Origin of the sequence: Haloferax chudinovii (genome assembly GCF_042663345.1) — an archaeon.
In the GTDB taxonomy this organism is placed as follows: domain Archaea; phylum Halobacteriota; class Halobacteria; order Halobacteriales; family Haloferacaceae; genus Haloferax; species Haloferax chudinovii.
Window position 1 is genome coordinate 38969 of the sequence record NZ_JBHTAB010000006.1, and the last position, 15115, is coordinate 54083.

The 15115-nt window shown below is 66.4% G+C and carries 10 protein-coding genes and 1 pseudogene; 9 read left to right on the top strand and 2 right to left on the bottom strand.

Annotated elements, in window-relative coordinates:
- Window positions 1-111: 111 nt before the first annotated feature.
- The 7 genes and pseudogenes from ACFQI8_RS11960 to xacR all read left to right on the top strand — a co-directional run.
- Window positions 112-1515 (top strand): annotated as a pseudogene (locus tag ACFQI8_RS11960) (diaminobutyrate--2-oxoglutarate transaminase); the annotation flags it as partial.
- Window positions 1512-3062 carry a pyridoxal phosphate-dependent decarboxylase family protein gene (locus tag ACFQI8_RS11965; protein WP_390245044.1) on the top strand — a complete coding sequence of 517 codons (1551 nt, stop codon included), beginning with the start codon at window positions 1512-1514 and terminating at the stop codon, window positions 3060-3062. The pseudogene ACFQI8_RS11960 and the gene ACFQI8_RS11965, both read left to right, overlap by 4 nt.
- The gene (locus ACFQI8_RS11970) at window positions 3059-4840 is read left to right on the top strand and encodes an IucA/IucC family protein (RefSeq protein ID WP_390245046.1); all 1782 of its coding nucleotides are present in this window, start codon (window positions 3059-3061) and stop codon (window positions 4838-4840) included. Before ACFQI8_RS11965 ends, ACFQI8_RS11970 begins: the two co-directional genes overlap by 4 nt.
- A complete protein-coding gene (locus ACFQI8_RS11975) occupies window positions 4837-5478 on the top strand; it encodes a GNAT family N-acetyltransferase (RefSeq protein ID WP_390245048.1) in 642 nt (213 codons plus the stop codon). Before ACFQI8_RS11970 ends, ACFQI8_RS11975 begins: the two co-directional genes overlap by 4 nt.
- Window positions 5475-6848, top strand: coding sequence for a lysine N(6)-hydroxylase/L-ornithine N(5)-oxygenase family protein (locus tag ACFQI8_RS11980; RefSeq protein ID WP_390245050.1), 1374 nt, complete (start codon window positions 5475-5477; stop codon window positions 6846-6848). The genes ACFQI8_RS11975 and ACFQI8_RS11980 overlap by 4 nt, the downstream gene beginning before the upstream one ends.
- 8 nt (window positions 6849-6856) lie before the next feature.
- Window positions 6857-8695, top strand: coding sequence for an IucA/IucC family protein (locus ACFQI8_RS11985; protein ID WP_390245052.1), 1839 nt, complete (start codon window positions 6857-6859; stop codon window positions 8693-8695).
- Between the two features lie 529 nt (window positions 8696-9224).
- Window positions 9225-9980 carry an HTH-type transcriptional regulator XacR gene (gene xacR, locus ACFQI8_RS11990; RefSeq protein ID WP_390245054.1) on the top strand — a complete coding sequence of 252 codons (756 nt, stop codon included), beginning with the start codon at window positions 9225-9227 and terminating at the stop codon, window positions 9978-9980.
- A gap of 286 nt (window positions 9981-10266) precedes the next feature.
- On the opposite strand, the gene xacF is transcribed toward xacR, so the two are convergent.
- Window positions 10267-11715, bottom strand: a complete 1449-nt coding sequence (gene xacF, locus ACFQI8_RS11995) for a 2,5-dioxovalerate dehydrogenase (RefSeq protein WP_390245056.1) — start codon at window positions 11713-11715, stop codon at window positions 10267-10269.
- Window positions 11716-11871: 156 nt separating this feature from the next.
- On the opposite strand from xacF, the gene ACFQI8_RS12000 reads away from it, so the two are divergent.
- On the top strand, window positions 11872-13110 hold the full coding sequence (locus ACFQI8_RS12000) for a xylonate dehydratase (protein WP_390245058.1): 1239 nt from the start codon (window positions 11872-11874) through the stop codon (window positions 13108-13110).
- 155 nt (window positions 13111-13265) lie between these two features.
- The gene (locus ACFQI8_RS12005) at window positions 13266-14027 is read left to right on the top strand and encodes an SDR family oxidoreductase (RefSeq protein WP_390245060.1); all 762 of its coding nucleotides are present in this window, start codon (window positions 13266-13268) and stop codon (window positions 14025-14027) included.
- 57 nt (window positions 14028-14084) lie between these two features.
- Here ACFQI8_RS12005 and ACFQI8_RS12010 read toward each other — a convergent pair whose 3' ends face one another.
- Window positions 14085-15062, bottom strand: coding sequence for a D-xylose 1-dehydrogenase (locus tag ACFQI8_RS12010; RefSeq protein ID WP_390245062.1), 978 nt, complete (start codon window positions 15060-15062; stop codon window positions 14085-14087).
- Window positions 15063-15115 lie beyond the last annotated feature (53 nt).

A 15115-nucleotide genomic window follows, 5' to 3' on the forward strand; every position in this document is an offset into this window, starting at 1 on the left:
GCCGACGAGCCACTGCGCTGTCCAGATATTTTCACTAATATTTTTCTTGCAGTAAAACTTTTGTATGTTTAGGCCAACCTAAAATCTGATGCTCGACAGCGACAGACCGACGACGAATCAACGGAGGGAAGCGCGATGACCGACCCGACGGCCGGCAACAAGGCGTTACTCGAACAGCAGGCCGCCCGCGAGTCGAGCGCGCGGACCTATCCCCGACACCTCCCACACGCGATACGGGAGGCCTCGGGCGTCACCGTCACCGACATGGACGGCGAAGAGTACTACGACTGCCTCGCGGGGGCCGGCACGCTCGCGCTCGGCCACAACCACCCGAAGGTGGTCGAGGCGATGGAGCGCGTCCTCGCCGAGGACCGGCCGCTCCACACCCTCGACATCACGACCCCCGTCAAGGAGCGGTTCGTCGACACGCTGTTCGACAGCCTCCCCGACGAGTTCGCCGACAGCGCGCGGGTACAGTTCTGTAGCCCCGCCGGGACCGACGCCGTCGAGGCCGCGCTCAAGCTCGTCAAGACCGCGACGGGCAACCGGAGCGTCCTCGGGTTTCAGGGCGGCTACCACGGCATGACCAACGGCGCGCTGAGCCTGATGGGCGACACCGACCCGAAGGCGGACGTACCCGGCCTGATGCCCAACGTACACCACCTGCCGTACCCGTACGAGTACCGGTGTCCGTTCGGCGTCGGCGGCGAGGAGTGCCGCGAACTCGCCGCCCGATACGTCGAGCGCACCCTCGACGACCCCGAAAGCGGCATCACCGAACCCGCGGGGATGGTGGTCGAACTCGTGCAGGGCGAGGGCGGCGCGATTCCCGCGCCCGACGACTGGACCCGCGAGATTCGGCGGATGACCCGCGAGCGCGACATCCCACTGGTCGTAGACGAGATTCAGACCGGCCTCGGCCGGACCGGCGAGCTGTACGCCTTCGAACACGCCGACATCGTCCCCGACGCGGTCACGCTCTCGAAGGCCATCGGCGGGTCGCTCCCGCTTTCGGTCGTCGTCTACGACGAGTCGCTCGACGTCTGGGAGCCGGGCGCGCACGCCGGCACCTTCCGGGGGAACCAACTCGCCATGGCCGCCGGCATCGCCACCATCGAACACGTGCTCGAACACGACCTCGACGACCGCGCCGCGCGCATGGGTGACCGACTCCGCGGCCACCTCGACGCGACGAAACGCGCCCACGACGCCGTCGGCGACGTGCGCGGTCGCGGGCTGATGCTCGGCGTCGAACTCGTCGACCCCGCGGGTGAACCCGACGCCTGCGGGCGCTTCCCGGCGCATCCTGACCTCGCCGACGCCGTCCGCGCGGCGTGTTTCGACCGCGGCCTCATCGTCGAGCTCGGCGGCCGCCACGGGAGCGTCGTCCGGTTCCTCCCGCCGCTCGTCGTCACCCCGAGCGACGTGGACGCCATCGGAAGCATCTTCGCGGACGCCGTGGAGGCCGCAATCGAGGAAGTCGACGCCGGCGGTCGCCGGGAGGTCACCGCATGAATGGCGTCGGCGGCGTCGGCGAGCGCCGCGACCCGCGACCGGACGCCGCGAAGTGGTTCCTGAGCGGCAACGACGGCGACCGAGCGCGCTACCGCGACGCGATTCGGCGGGCACGCGACCTCGTCCTCGACGAGTTCGCCGACGAGGCGACGCCGTACTCGGGGGCGACGCCCGAGGAACTCGACGACGCGCTCGCCCGGTTCGAGATGCTCCCGCACGAGGGCGACGGCGTGGCCGCGGCGCTCGACCGCACCGAGCCGATTCTGCGGAACTCCGTCGGCGTCTCCGACCCGACCTGCGTCGCGCACCTCCAGTGTCCGCCGACGATTCCGGCGCTCGCGGCCGAGGTGCTCCTGACAGCGACGAATCAGTCGATGGACTCGTGGGACCAGAGTCCCGCCGCGACGCAACTCGAACGGCGGTTCGTCGACGAGTTGTGCGACCTGTTCGGCTACGAGGACGGCGACGGCGTGTTCACCAGCGGCGGCACCCAGTCGAACTTCGTCGGCCTGCTCCTCGCGCGCAACAGGGTCGTCCTGGAGGAGTACGGCGTCGACGTACAACAGGCGGGCCTCCCGCTGGAAGCGCGGGACCTGCGAATCCTCTGCTCAGCCGACGCCCACTTCACCGCCACGCAGGCGGCCTCGCACCTCGGTCTCGGGGAGAACGCCGTCGTCACCGTCCCGACCGACGACGATCGCCGCCTGTCGATAGAAGCGTTCGACGAGGCGGTCGCGGACCTCCGCGAGCGCGGCAAACGCCCGTTCGCAATCGTCGCCACCGCGGGGACGACGGACTTCGGAAGCATCGACCCGTTAGGCCCGCTGGCCGAGCGCGCGGTCGAACTCGACTGCTGGTACCACGTCGACGCCGCGTGGGGCGGCGCGCTCGCCCTGAGCGACGACCACGCCGACAAGCTCGCCGGCATCGAGGCCGCGGACTCAGTCGCGGTCGACTTCCACAAGCTGTTCTACCAACCGATTAGCTGCGGCGCGGTTCTCGTCCGCGACGCGTCGGTGTACGACCTCATCGACCGCAACGCGGCCTACCTGAACCCCGAGCGCGACGACGACGCCGGCGTGCCGAACCTCGTCTCGAAGTCGGCCCAGACCACCCGGCGGTTCGACGCGCTCAAACCCTTCGTCACGATGCAGGCGCTCGGCCGCGAGGGGCTGGCGTCGATGGTCGAGTACACCGTCGACCTCGCCGACGACGGCGCGAGGCTCGTCGAGGCCGACCCCGACCTCCGACTCGTCCACGAGTCCGAACTGAACGTCGTCGTCTTCCGGTACGTCCCCGACCACGAACGAGACGGCGGCGCTTCGGCCGACGGCCCGAGCGCCGACGACCTGAACGAGGCCATCCGCGACTCCCTCCTCGACGACGGCGAGGCCGTGGTGGCCCGGACCACCGTCGACGGCGAGACGTGCCTGAAGCTGACGCTCCTGAACCCCCGAACGACGCGCGAGGACCTCCGAGACCTCCTGCGCGAGATTTCGACTCGCGGCACCGCACTCGAAACGACGACCGACGACCGACACGAATGAACCCGAACGACACAGCCGAGTCAGCGACGATACACAGCTTCCTGAACTGCTACCTCCGGGAGACCGGCGACTACGCCATCGTCCCCGCTGAGGACGCGCCGGTCGGGACGGACGTCGAGAAAGTCGTCCACGCGCCGCTTTCCCGGCAGGGCGGGGACCTCTACGTCCCGCTTTCGTACCGCTCGGCGACGGACCGCCACCTGTTCGACCTGCCCGGCGTCTACCGACTCCCCGACGGCGAGGCGTTCCCCCTCGAGTACACGATGCTCGTGACGCTCGTCACGACCGAACTCAGACTCGACCGCGACGACACCGGCGCGGCCGACGAACTCCTCCTGCGAGTCGTCAAGAGCTGCCAGAACATCGAGCGGTTCGTCGAGGCCCGCCGCGGCGACGAGGAGCGACTGTACGGCTTCGACACCACCTTCCGCGACGCCGAGCAGTCGCTCGTCTTCGGCCACCCGCTCCACCCGACGCCCAAGAGCAGACAGGGCATCCCGGCCCACGAGTCGCGGAGCTACGCGCCCGAGCTCTGCGGGTCGTTCCCGCTGGCGTACTTCAGCGCCGACCCCGAACTCGTCTCACAGGACTCCGCCCGCGACGACTCGGCGGCCGAGTGGGTCGCGTCGGCCCTCCGCGCGGACGACTCGGTCTCCGAAGCGTTCGTCGCCGAACGCGTCGATAGCGACGAGGTGCTGATTCCCGTCCACCCGTGGCAGGCGGACTACCTCCGCGGGCAACCCGAGGTGCGGGCGCACCTCGGCGACGGCCTCGAATACGTCGGCCAAGTCGGCCGGGAGTTCTACCCGACCTCGTCGGTGCGGACCCTGTACGCCCCCGACTCGCCGTTCATGGTCAAGGCGTCGCTGAACGTCAAAATCACCAACTCCGAGCGGACGAACAAACGCCCCGAACTGGAGCGCGGCGTCGCCGTCACCGAACTGCTGGACACCGAGCTCGGCGACGACCTCGAATCCCGGTTCCCGGCGTTCGACGTCGTCCGCGACCCGGCGTACCTGACGGTGGACCTCGGTGACGGCGAGTCCGGCTTCGAGACCGTCCTCCGCGAGAATCCCTTCCGCGGCAACGCGGCGACGAACGCGACGCCCGTGGTCGGCCTCTGCCAGGACCACCTCGGCGACGGCTCGTCGCGGCTGGCGACGCTCGTGGAGGGTATCGCCGATCACGAGGGACGAACCACTGCGGCGGTGGCGGAAGACTGGTTCCGACAGTACCTCGAACTGTCGGTTCGGCCGGTGCTGTGGCTGTATCTCGAACGCGGGCTGGGTGTCGAGGCCCACCAGCAGAACAGCGTGCTGACGCTCGACGGCGGCTACCCCGAGACGTTCCGCTACCGCGACAACCAGGGCTACTACCTCCCCGAGTCGATGTGCGACGAGGTGGACGCGCTCCTGCCCGGCATCGGCGAGCGCGCCGACACCGTCTGCCCGGACGCCGTCGCCGACGAGCGCATCCGATACTACGTCGTCATCAACAACGCCTTCGGCCTCGTCAACGCCTTCGGCACGGCCGGTCTGGTCGACGAGCGACGCCTCTTGAGCGTCCTCCGCGACGAGCTCGAATCGCTTCGCCGGTACGACCGGCCATCGTCGTCGCTTCTCGACGACCTCCTCACGAAAGCGACGGTTCCATGCAAGGCGAACCTACTCACGCGGTTCCACGACATGGACGAACTGGAGGGGTCGCTGGCGAACCAGTCGGTGTACGCCGACATCGACAATCCGCTCGTCACGGAACTGGAGGTGCCAGCGCCATGACCGACGCGTCGGTAAACGCCGCGGCGGACCCCGCGACGGACGACGCAGGCCGCAAATACGCGTATCGCGTCCGCGACGAAACCATCGACCGGACCATCGGCTTCGCGGAAGTCGACCCGGCCCTCGATTTCGACAGTCTTCACGCGTGGCTCGGTTCCGACCACGTGAAGCCGTACTGGCAACTCGACCTCCCGGAACCGACGTTTCGAAAACGGCTCGACGAGAAGTTGGCCGACGACCACCTGACGCCGTACGTCGGCCTGCTCGATCACACGCCGATGAGCTACTGGGAGGCGTATCGGGCGGCCGACGACGTCGTCGCGGAGTGCTACGACGCCGCTCCCGAAGACCGAGGCGTCCACCTGCTCATCGGGCCGTCGGAGTATCGCGGGCGGGGCTACTCGATACCGCTCTTGCGGGCGATGACGGCGTTTCAGTTCCGCGCGACCGACGCGACTCGCGTCGTCAGCGAACCGGACGTGCGAAACGAACGGGTCATCCACGTCTTCGAGCGGTGCGGCTACGAGGCGCAGAAACGCATCGACCTCCCCGACAAGGAGGCGCTGTTGATGCACTGCGAGCGCGACCGGTTCTTCGATACGGTGGTCGAGAACGCAGAGGCGGAGGTGAGCCGATGAGCGAGTCGCACGTCCACGACGTAGTCGGAATCGGTCTCGGCCCGTTCAACCTCGGACTGGCGGCCCTGCTCGACAGCGCGCCCGAGGACGTGGACGCGGCGTTCCTCGAACGGGACGCCGAGTTCGCGTGGCACGAGGGGATGCTCATCGAGGGGACGACGCTGGAAGTCCCGTTCCTCGCGGACCTCGTGACGCTGGCCGACCCGACGAGTCCCCACAGCTACCTCAACTACCTGCGGGAGACCGGTCGCATCTACGAGTTCTACTTCTACGAGACGTTCCAGATTCCCCGGCGGGAGTACAACGACTACCTCCGATGGGTGGTCGACCGACTCGACGCCTGCCGGTTCAGCCGCGAGGTCACCGAAGTGCGCTGGGACGAACGCGAGGGGTGCTACGCGGTCACTGCTCGGAATCCGGAAACCGGCGACCGCTCCGAGTACCGCGCCGAGAGCCTCGCGCTCGGAATCGGCTCTCGGCCGCACGTCCCCGAACACCTTCGTGGACACCCGACCGAAGACGTCCACCACACGGCGCGGTATCGGTACCACCGCGAGCGCGTCGTGGACGCGGATACAGTCACCGTCATCGGGTCCGGACAGAGCGCCGCCGAAGTGTTCCAAGACCTCCTGGAGCGACAGTCCGACCACGGCTACCGGCTGGATTGGCTGACTCGCTCGGACGGCTTTTTCCCAATGGAGTACTCGAAGCTCGGTCTCCAGCACTTCACGCCCGAGTACGAGCGGTACGTCTACGACCTGCCGCAGGCGGTGAGAGACGACCTCATCCCGAATCAGGACCTGCTGTACAAGGGCATCGACCCGGAGACGAGCGCCGAAATATACGACCTGCTCTACCGGCGCTCCATCGGCGGTCGGCACCCCGACGTCGGCCTCTTTGCGATGACCGAGGTCCGAGATATCGAGCCCGTCGGCGACGCGTACGCCCTCGACTGTCGCCAGTGGCAGGCCGAGGAGCCGTTCGTCCACGAAAGCGAGGTCGTGATTCTCGGCACGGGCTACGAACGGCCGATTCCCGAGTTCCTCGAACCGATGGAAGGCGTCATCGAATGGGACGGAAAGAACCGGTTCGAAGTGACCGAAGACCACCGACTCGCGGTCGACGTGCCCGGAGACGTGTTTCTCCAGAACGCCGAGGTCCACACCCACGGCGTCGGGGTTCCGGACCTCGGCCTCGGATGCCACCGGAACGCGAAGTTCGTCAACCGACTCGTCGGGCGCGAGGTCTATCCCGACGACGTCGACACGGTCTTTCAGGACTTCTCGGTGGCGCAGTTCCTCGAACACGCACCGAACGCCACCCGCGCGGGCGGGATCGAAACGCGACTCACGCCGACGCAGAACGACTAACGATACCGATGAATCCGAACGACACCACGCTACGGGACGCACTAGACGCAGACGTCTGGGAGACGGTCGAGCGCCGCCTCCTGACGAAGATGCTCGAAGAGTTCGCCTACGAGGAGATAATCGAGCCGCGGAAAGTCGACGCCGGCGACGACCGCCACGTCTACCGGTTCGACCTCGGCGAGATGAGCTACCGGTTCGAGGCCGCCGACCGACTGATGGACAGTCTCCACGTCTACGGCGACACGGTCGAGCGGCGGACCGTCGGGCCGTGGAAACCGCTCGGCGACCCCCTTCGACTACTGCGCGACCTCGGCGAGACGACGGCCCTCGACGGCCTCACCGAGGGAAACCTGGTCCGCGAGTACAAGCGGACGCTACTCGCGGACGCCCACATCGAGTCGCGAAAACGGGACCGGGAGGGGTTCGACCCGACGGATCTCGATTACGCCCGTCTCGAAGGCGAGATGGAGGGCCACCCGTGGATTACGTACAACAAGGGGCGGCTCGGCTGGGGGTACGACGATTACAAGCAGTACGCACCGGAGCGCAAATCGCCGGTGACGCTCTCGTGGGCGGCGGTCCGCAAGGGACACGCGACGTTCGTCGGAGCCGAGGGGGTCGACCACGACTCGCTCGTCCGCGGCGAACTCGGCGACTACTACGAGCGATTCCGAAGCCGTCTCGACGCGAAGGGGTACGACCCGGACGCCTACTTTTTCATGCCGGTCCACGACTGGCAGTGGGAACACAGCGTCGTCCCGCTGTTTCCCGACCACATCGCGGCCGGTGACATCGTCCCGCTCGGTGACGGGCCGGACGAGTACCTCCCGCAACAGTCGGTCCGGACCTTCGTCAACGTCGACGACGCCGACAAGCACCACGTGAAGGTGCCGATGCGGATTCTCAACACGCTGGTCTGGCGGGGACTTCCCGGCGAGCGGACCGAACTCGCACCGACGGTCACCGAATACATCAAGGGCATCTACGAGCGGGACGACTTCCTGCAGGAACAGGGATTGATTCTCCCCGGCGAGATTGCGGGCCTCAACTACGACCACAGAGAGTTCACCGACATCGACGGCTCGCCGTACCAGTACCACGAACTGTTGGGCGCGGTCTGGCGGGAGTCCATCGACACGTTCCTCGAAGACGGCGAGCGGGCGATTACGCTCTCGTCGTTGATGCACGTCGACGGCGCCGGCGAACCCTTCGTCTCGCGGCTGGTCGAACAGTCGGGACTGACTCTCGACGAGTGGCTGGCCGAGTTCTTCGACACCGTCTTGCCACCGCTGTTGCACTTCCTCTACCGCTACGGAACGGTGTTCTCTCCACACGGCCAAAACACCATCCTCGTCGTCGAAGACGGCGTTCCCACCCGACTCGCGGTCAAGGACTTCGCGGACGACGTAAACGTGAGCGACCAGTCGCTCCCGGAGTTGGAATCGCTTCCCGACGACGTGCACGACGTACTCCGAAAAGAACCGCCGGAGGGTCTCTGCCAGTTCATCTTCTCCGGGCTGTTCGTCTGTGTCCTCCGGTACGTCGCCGACGTGCTCGAAGAGCACGAAGACTACGCCGAGCGGGAGTTCTGGGCGCACGCGCGACGCGCGGTTCTCGACTATCAGGCGCAGTTCCCCGAACTCCAAGCGCGGTTCGACCTGTTCGACATGCTCCGACCGGAGTTCACGAAGCTCAGTCTCAACCGGAACCGCATCTTCGACTACGGCTACGACGACTCGTCCGGTCGACCGCACGCCGCCGAACACGGAACGGTGACGAACGCCCTCGCCGAAGTCGCGGGCGAGCGAGCTGACGACGCGACTCAGACGAGTACGGCGGACGACTGAACCGATAACGAGAGGCTGGACCGTGGACTCCGACGGCGGGTCGTCACCGACGCCGACCCGTTGTGGCCCTCCCCGTTCGTCCTCGGCCGTGAGACACGACGAGTGCGAACCGTGGAACTGATCCGCGAGAGAACGCGAATTGATATTGTACATATTGAACAACTATCTGAAGAAGACGGAACGTCGGCGTCCGCCAGTCACGACCGGTCGTCGAGACGAAAACAGCGGCCTCAGAGGCGAACGGAACTGACGTTTTTATGGACGCCCCGAAGCGTTAACAAAAAAAATTCCAAATTAGAGAGTCCGAATACAACCTCGTTTCGAGGGAGCGGCAGAGAACAGACGACGAGTACGTAAGATAGAGAAAGTGAAGAAGTACCGCACGAAGTATTGCACCATAACAGAACAACAGTCGAAAAGTCAGAGCAGTTGCGTGACAGACGAGGGCCCGCTGAAACGACGTTCCACGTTCACAGTCTTCTGTTCTCCCGACCAGAACACTTATTCAGATAGTTAATAACGAATAATCATGGACGCCAAACACCCGGTTCGAACCACGGAAAAGACGCTGGCGCTCGTCGAGGAGTTGATGGGGAAGGGACCCTGTGGGGTCACGGAACTGGCCGGTGACCTCGACATGGGAAAGAGCGCGGTGCACAACCACTTGACGACGCTCCAGAAACACGGGTACGTCCTCAAGGACGGCGACGACTACCGGGTCGGCTTGAAGTTCCTCGAAGTCGGCGGCCACAGTCGGAAGTCGATGGAGGTGTATCAAATCGCCGAACCCGAGGTCAAGTCGCTCGCCGCCGACACGGGCGAACTCGCCAACCTCCTCGTCGAAGAACAGGGGATGGGCGTCTACCTGATGCGGGCGAAAGGCGACGACGCCGTGGACCTCGATACCTACGCGGGCCTGCGAACGAACCTGCACACGACGGCGCTCGGGAAGGCGATTCTCGCGAATCTCCCGGAGTCTCGGGTCAACAAGATAATCGAGCGTCACGGACTCGAACAGAAGACGCCGAAGAGCATCGGCACGCGACAGGAGCTATTTCAGGTGCTCGAAGCGGTCCGCGAGCGGGGCTACGCCATCGACGACGGCGAGCGTCTCGAAGGCCTGCGCTGTCTCGCGGCACCCATCAAATCCTCGTCCGGCGAGGTGCTCGGTGCCATCAGCGTCTCCGCTCCCGCCAGCCGAGTCAGCGACGAAGACCTCCACGGGGCGCTCCCCGAGCGCGTCCTGAGCGCGGCGAACGTCGTCGAACTCAACATCAACTACTGACGCTTCCGTTCGCTATCTCGGAACGAGATTCGAGACGACCGATTTGTCGGTTCTGAGTCGAAGTCGCAGAGTTTTCGCTGTGCTATCGCGGTCAGAGATTACACAGCTAATCCCGTAACGAATACAGCGCCCGAGTCCAGAATCGTGTTCTGTTATAGAGAATTTGATTGGCGGTGAGTGGGTTGCCACTATCGAGTATACGAGAGGAGACGAGAGGAGAAGAGAGCAAGAAAACGAAACGAGAGCAGGTGGTCAGGCGGTCGCCGCGGGCGACCGGTGCGGACGCTCAGTAGTTGTCGTAGACGGTCTTCTCGATGGTGTAGAAGTCGAGGCCGGCGTCGCCCTGCTCGCGCCACGTCTCGGACGAGGAACGCTTGAACCCGCCGAAGGGGACGTGGAGTTCGAGGCCAGTCGTCTTGTCGTTGACCTTCACCACGCCGGCTTCGACCTCGTCGACGAAGCGGTTCGCCTCGGTGTGGTCGTCGGTGACGACGCTGGCCGACAGGCCGTAGTCGACGCCGTTCGCGACCGCCAGCCCCTCGTCGAAGTCGCTCACTTCGATGACGGCGATGACCGGGCCGAAGACTTCCTCCTGTGCGATGCGCATGTCGGGGTCGACATCGGTGAACACGGTCGGCTCCACGAAGTGACCCGTCTCGACTGCCTCGCCCTCGGGGACGCCGCCGCCGGCGACGAGCGTCGCGCCCTCGCCTTCAGCGATGTCGATGTATTCGAGCGTCGAGGAGAGTTCGGACTCGCTGACCTGCGGCCCCATCTCGTGGTCGGTTCCGGGGCCGACGTCGAGGGACTCCGCGCGGTCGACGAGCTCGGCGACGAAGTCGTCGTACACGTCCTCGTGGACGATGGCGCGGGAACAGGCCGTACACGACTGGCCGGTGGTTCCGAACCCGCCGTTGGCGACGATGTCGGCGGCCTCGGCGGGGTCCGCGGAGTCGGCGACGAGCGTCGGGTTCTTCCCGCCGAGTTCGGTCTGGACGCGCTTGCCGGCGTCTGTGGCCTGCTCGTAAACCATCTCACCGACCTGACTGCTCCCGGTGAAGGAGACGAGGTCCGTGCCCTCGTTGGCGATGAACTCGGAACCGACCGAGCTTCCGGGGCCGGTGACGACGTTGAGGACCCCGTCCGGGAGGCCGGCCTCGTCGAGCGCGCGGGCGATTTCGACGACGACGCCGGGCGCGATGGAGGCGGGCTTCAGAACGACGGTGTTGCCGGCGGCGAGCGCCGGGGCGAGCTTCCACGCCGGAATGGCGATGGGGTAGTTCCACGGCGTGATGAGCGCCGCGACGCCGACGGGCTCCTGCCGCGTGTAGAGGTTCGTGTTCGGCCCGCTCGCACCCTTTTTCGCGCCGCCGAGGTCCGCCGCCTTCGTCGAGAAGTAGTGGAAGATGTCGATGGCGCGCTGTACCTCACCCGCCGCTTCGGGCCGCGCCTTCCCCTCCTCGGCGATGAGAATCTCCGTCAGTTCCTCCTTGCGCTGGGCGAGGAGCGTGCCCGCCTCGCGGAGGATGCGCCCGCGCTCGGGACCGGGCGTGTTTCGCCACTCGTCTTCGGCCGCGGCGGCGGCGTCGACGGCCGCGGCGGCGTCGTTCTCGTTCGAGTGCTGATACGTCGCGACCACGTCGCTCGGGTTCGCGGGGTTCGTTACCTCGGCCGTTTCGCCGGTCTCCGAGGTCACCCACTCGCCGTTAACGTAGTTTTTACTGGGGTCCGTCATCGAGTACACGTTCTGTCTTCCGACATACAACTCTTGCGAAGCGGTCACTATTTGTTGGCTGTCGTCGACGGGGCGAGTTCGGGAGCGCGCGTCGGGGTGAGCGACGGACTACCGACCCACACACTTTTGTAGTGGCTTTCGGCATATACGTGCGAAATGGTTGAGCAAGCGAAGCTTAGCGACCCGAACGCGGAGTACACGATGCGCGACCTGTCCGCGGAGACGATGAATATCACGAATCCGCGAGGCGGCGTCCGCGACGCCGAAATCACGGACGTACAGACGACGATGGTCGACGGCACCTACCCGTGGATTCTCGTCCGCGTCTACACCGACGCGGGTGTCGTCGGCACCGGCGAGGCCTACTGGGGCGGCGGCGACACCGCCATCATCGAGCGGATGAAGCCGTTCATCATCGGCGAGAACCCCCTCGACATCGACCGCCTGTACGAGCACCTCGTCCAGAAGATGTCCGGCGAGGGGTCGATTTCGGGCAAGACCGTCTCCGCCATCTCGGGTATCGAAATCGCGCTTCACGACGCGGCCGGGAAGCTCCTCGACGTGCCCGCCTATCAGCTCGTCGGCGGGAAGTACCGCGACGAGGTGCGCGTCTACTGCGACCTCCACACCGAAGACGAGGCCAACCCGCAGGCCTGCGCCGAGGAGGGCGTCCGCGTGGTCGAGGAACTCGGCTACGACGCCATCAAATTCGACCTCGACGTGCCCTCGGGCCACGAGAAGGACCGCGCGAACCGCCACCTCCGCAACCCCGAAATCGACCACAAGGTCGAAATCGTCGAGGCGGTCACCGAGGCCGTCGGCGACCGCGCGGACGTGGCGTTCGACTGCCACTGGTCCTTTACCGGCGGGAGCGCCAAGCGCCTCGCATCCGAGTTGGAAGACTACGACGTGTGGTGGCTCGAAGACCCCGTCCCGCCGGAGAACCACGACGTGCAGAAGCTCGTGACCCAGTCCACGACGACGCCCATCGCGGTCGGCGAGAACGTCTACCGGAAGTTCGGCCAGCGGACGCTACTCGAACCCCAGGCGGTGGACATCGTCGCGCCCGACCTGCCCCGCGTCGGCGGCATGCGCGAGACGCGGAAGATAGCCGACCTCGCGGACATGTACTACATCCCCGTGGCGATGCACAACGTCTCGTCGCCCATCGGGACGATGGCCTCCGCGCAGGTCGCCGCGGCCATCCCGAACTCGCTGGCCGTCGAGTACCACTCCTACCAACTCGGCTGGTGGGAAGACCTCGTCGAGGAAGACGGCCTGATTCAGAACGGTCGGATGGAGATTCCCGAAACGCCCGGCCTCGGGTTGACGCTCGACCTCGACGCCGTCGAAGAACACATGGTCGAAGGGGAGACCCTCTTCGACGAGGAGTAATCCGCCACCGAGAGCGAGACTCTCCCACGGCGGCCGCGACAGCCTGACAACCCTCCGGCGCCTCGTCTGAATCGAGCCCCCGAAACGGATTTTCGCCACCCGACCGGTGAGCGTCACGGGGAAACACGTATCACACAGGGTGATAATCACGGGGTATGGTCGACCGACCAACCGCTTTGGAAGACCCGCTCGACGGACGGACGGCGCTCATCACGGGCGCGAGTTCGGGAATCGGCGCGGCAACCGCGCGCGTGCTCGCCGAGGACGGCGCGGACGTGTGTCTCGCCGCCCGCCGAGTCGAACGACTGGAATCGCTTGCGGACGAGATTCGCGAGACGACGGACGCCGCCGTGAGCGTCGTGCCGACGGACGTGACCGACTCCGACGCGGTCCGGGCGCTCGTCGACGCGACCGTCGAGCGGTTCGGATCGCTCGACATCGTCGTCTGCAACGCCGGTCTCGGCATCGACAAGTCGGTCGCGGAGTTGACCGACGAGGAGTACCGGCTGATGACCGGCGTCAACGTCGACGGGATGTTCTACACGGCCAGAGAGGCGATTCCGCACCTCGAAGAGTCGGAGGGCAACCTCGTCTTCCTCGGGAGCATGTCCGGGAACCACCCGCGACCCCACAACCCGGTGTACGCCGCGACGAAGTGGTGGGTCCGCGGGTTCGCGTCGAGCCTGCAGGGGTCCATCGGCGAGGAGAACGTCGGCGTGACCTGCGTCAACCCGACCGAGGTGCGAACCGAGTTCGGCTCCGAGAGCGGCGAGACGCAGGCGGAGTCGTTCGACGAGGGTGAGGTGACGGAGGCGATAGAGGTCGCCGACGCCATCGCCTACGCGGTCCGCCAGCGGTCGCCGAACACGGTCCTGTCGCTGGACCTCTACCGGCGCGACAAGCTCTCACACTTCTAGCGAGACGGAAAGTCGGGGAATCTGACGACCGGGTCGCGCGTTCTGCGGGCGGTCCGGTCAGTCCAACTCGACCGCGCGCCCGGTGTCGGCGCTCTCGTAAATCGCGTCGATAGTCCGCATGACCGCCACGGACTCCTCGCGGTCGACCCGCGGCGTCTCGCCGGTCTCGGCGGCGCGGGCGAACGCCTCGACCTCGCGGCGGTAGCTGTCGGTCGGGTCGAACGTCTCCGTGACGACGCGGCCGTCGGTGGCGTAGGTGAGTTCGGCCGAGGCCGTCGGCCCGACGTTGAACGCGGGCTTCGCCTCCAGCCAGCCGTCGAAGGTCTGGACACGGTAGTACTGCGTCTCGGGCGTGTCGAACGACGATTCGACGCGGGCGGTCGCGCCGGTGTCGTACTCCAAGACGCCCGACATCCGCGTGTCGACGCCGCAGTCGCGCGTGTCGGTCGTGGTCGCGTACACCCGGTCGGGCGTCCCGAGGAAGAGCCGCGCCGCGCTGACGGCGTAACAGCCCACGTCCATGACGCTCCCGCCGGCGAGGTCGGGGTCGATGCGGATGTCCTCGGCCCCGTCGGGCAGGCGGAACGAGAAGTTCGACGTGACAGAGACGACCTCGCCGAGTTCCGACGCGACGAGTTCCGCGGCCCGCTCGGTCCGCGGGTGGAAGCGGTACATGAACGCCTCCATCAGCGTGACGCCCGCGTCCTCGCAGTAGTCGAAGAGGGCCGCCGTCTCGTCGGCGCTGGCGGTCAGCGGCTTCTCACAGAGCACGTGGTGACCGCGGTCGGCGGCCGCTCGAACCCAGTCGGCGTGGAGGCCGTTGGGGAGCGGGATGTAGACCGCGTCGAGGGAGTCGTCGGCCAACAGCGCCTCGTAACTGCCGTAGGCGGTGGGGATGCCGAGTTCGTCGGCGACCGCGCTCGCCCGCGCCTCGTCGCGGGACGCGATGGCGGCCGCCGTGTGGTCGCTCGCCTGCACCGCGGGGATGACCGATTTGACGCCGATGCCTGCCGTGCCGAGGATGCCGAACTGCATACGGGGAACTGTGGCGACCCAGCAGATAAAACTGCGGGCGACGACGCGCCGAA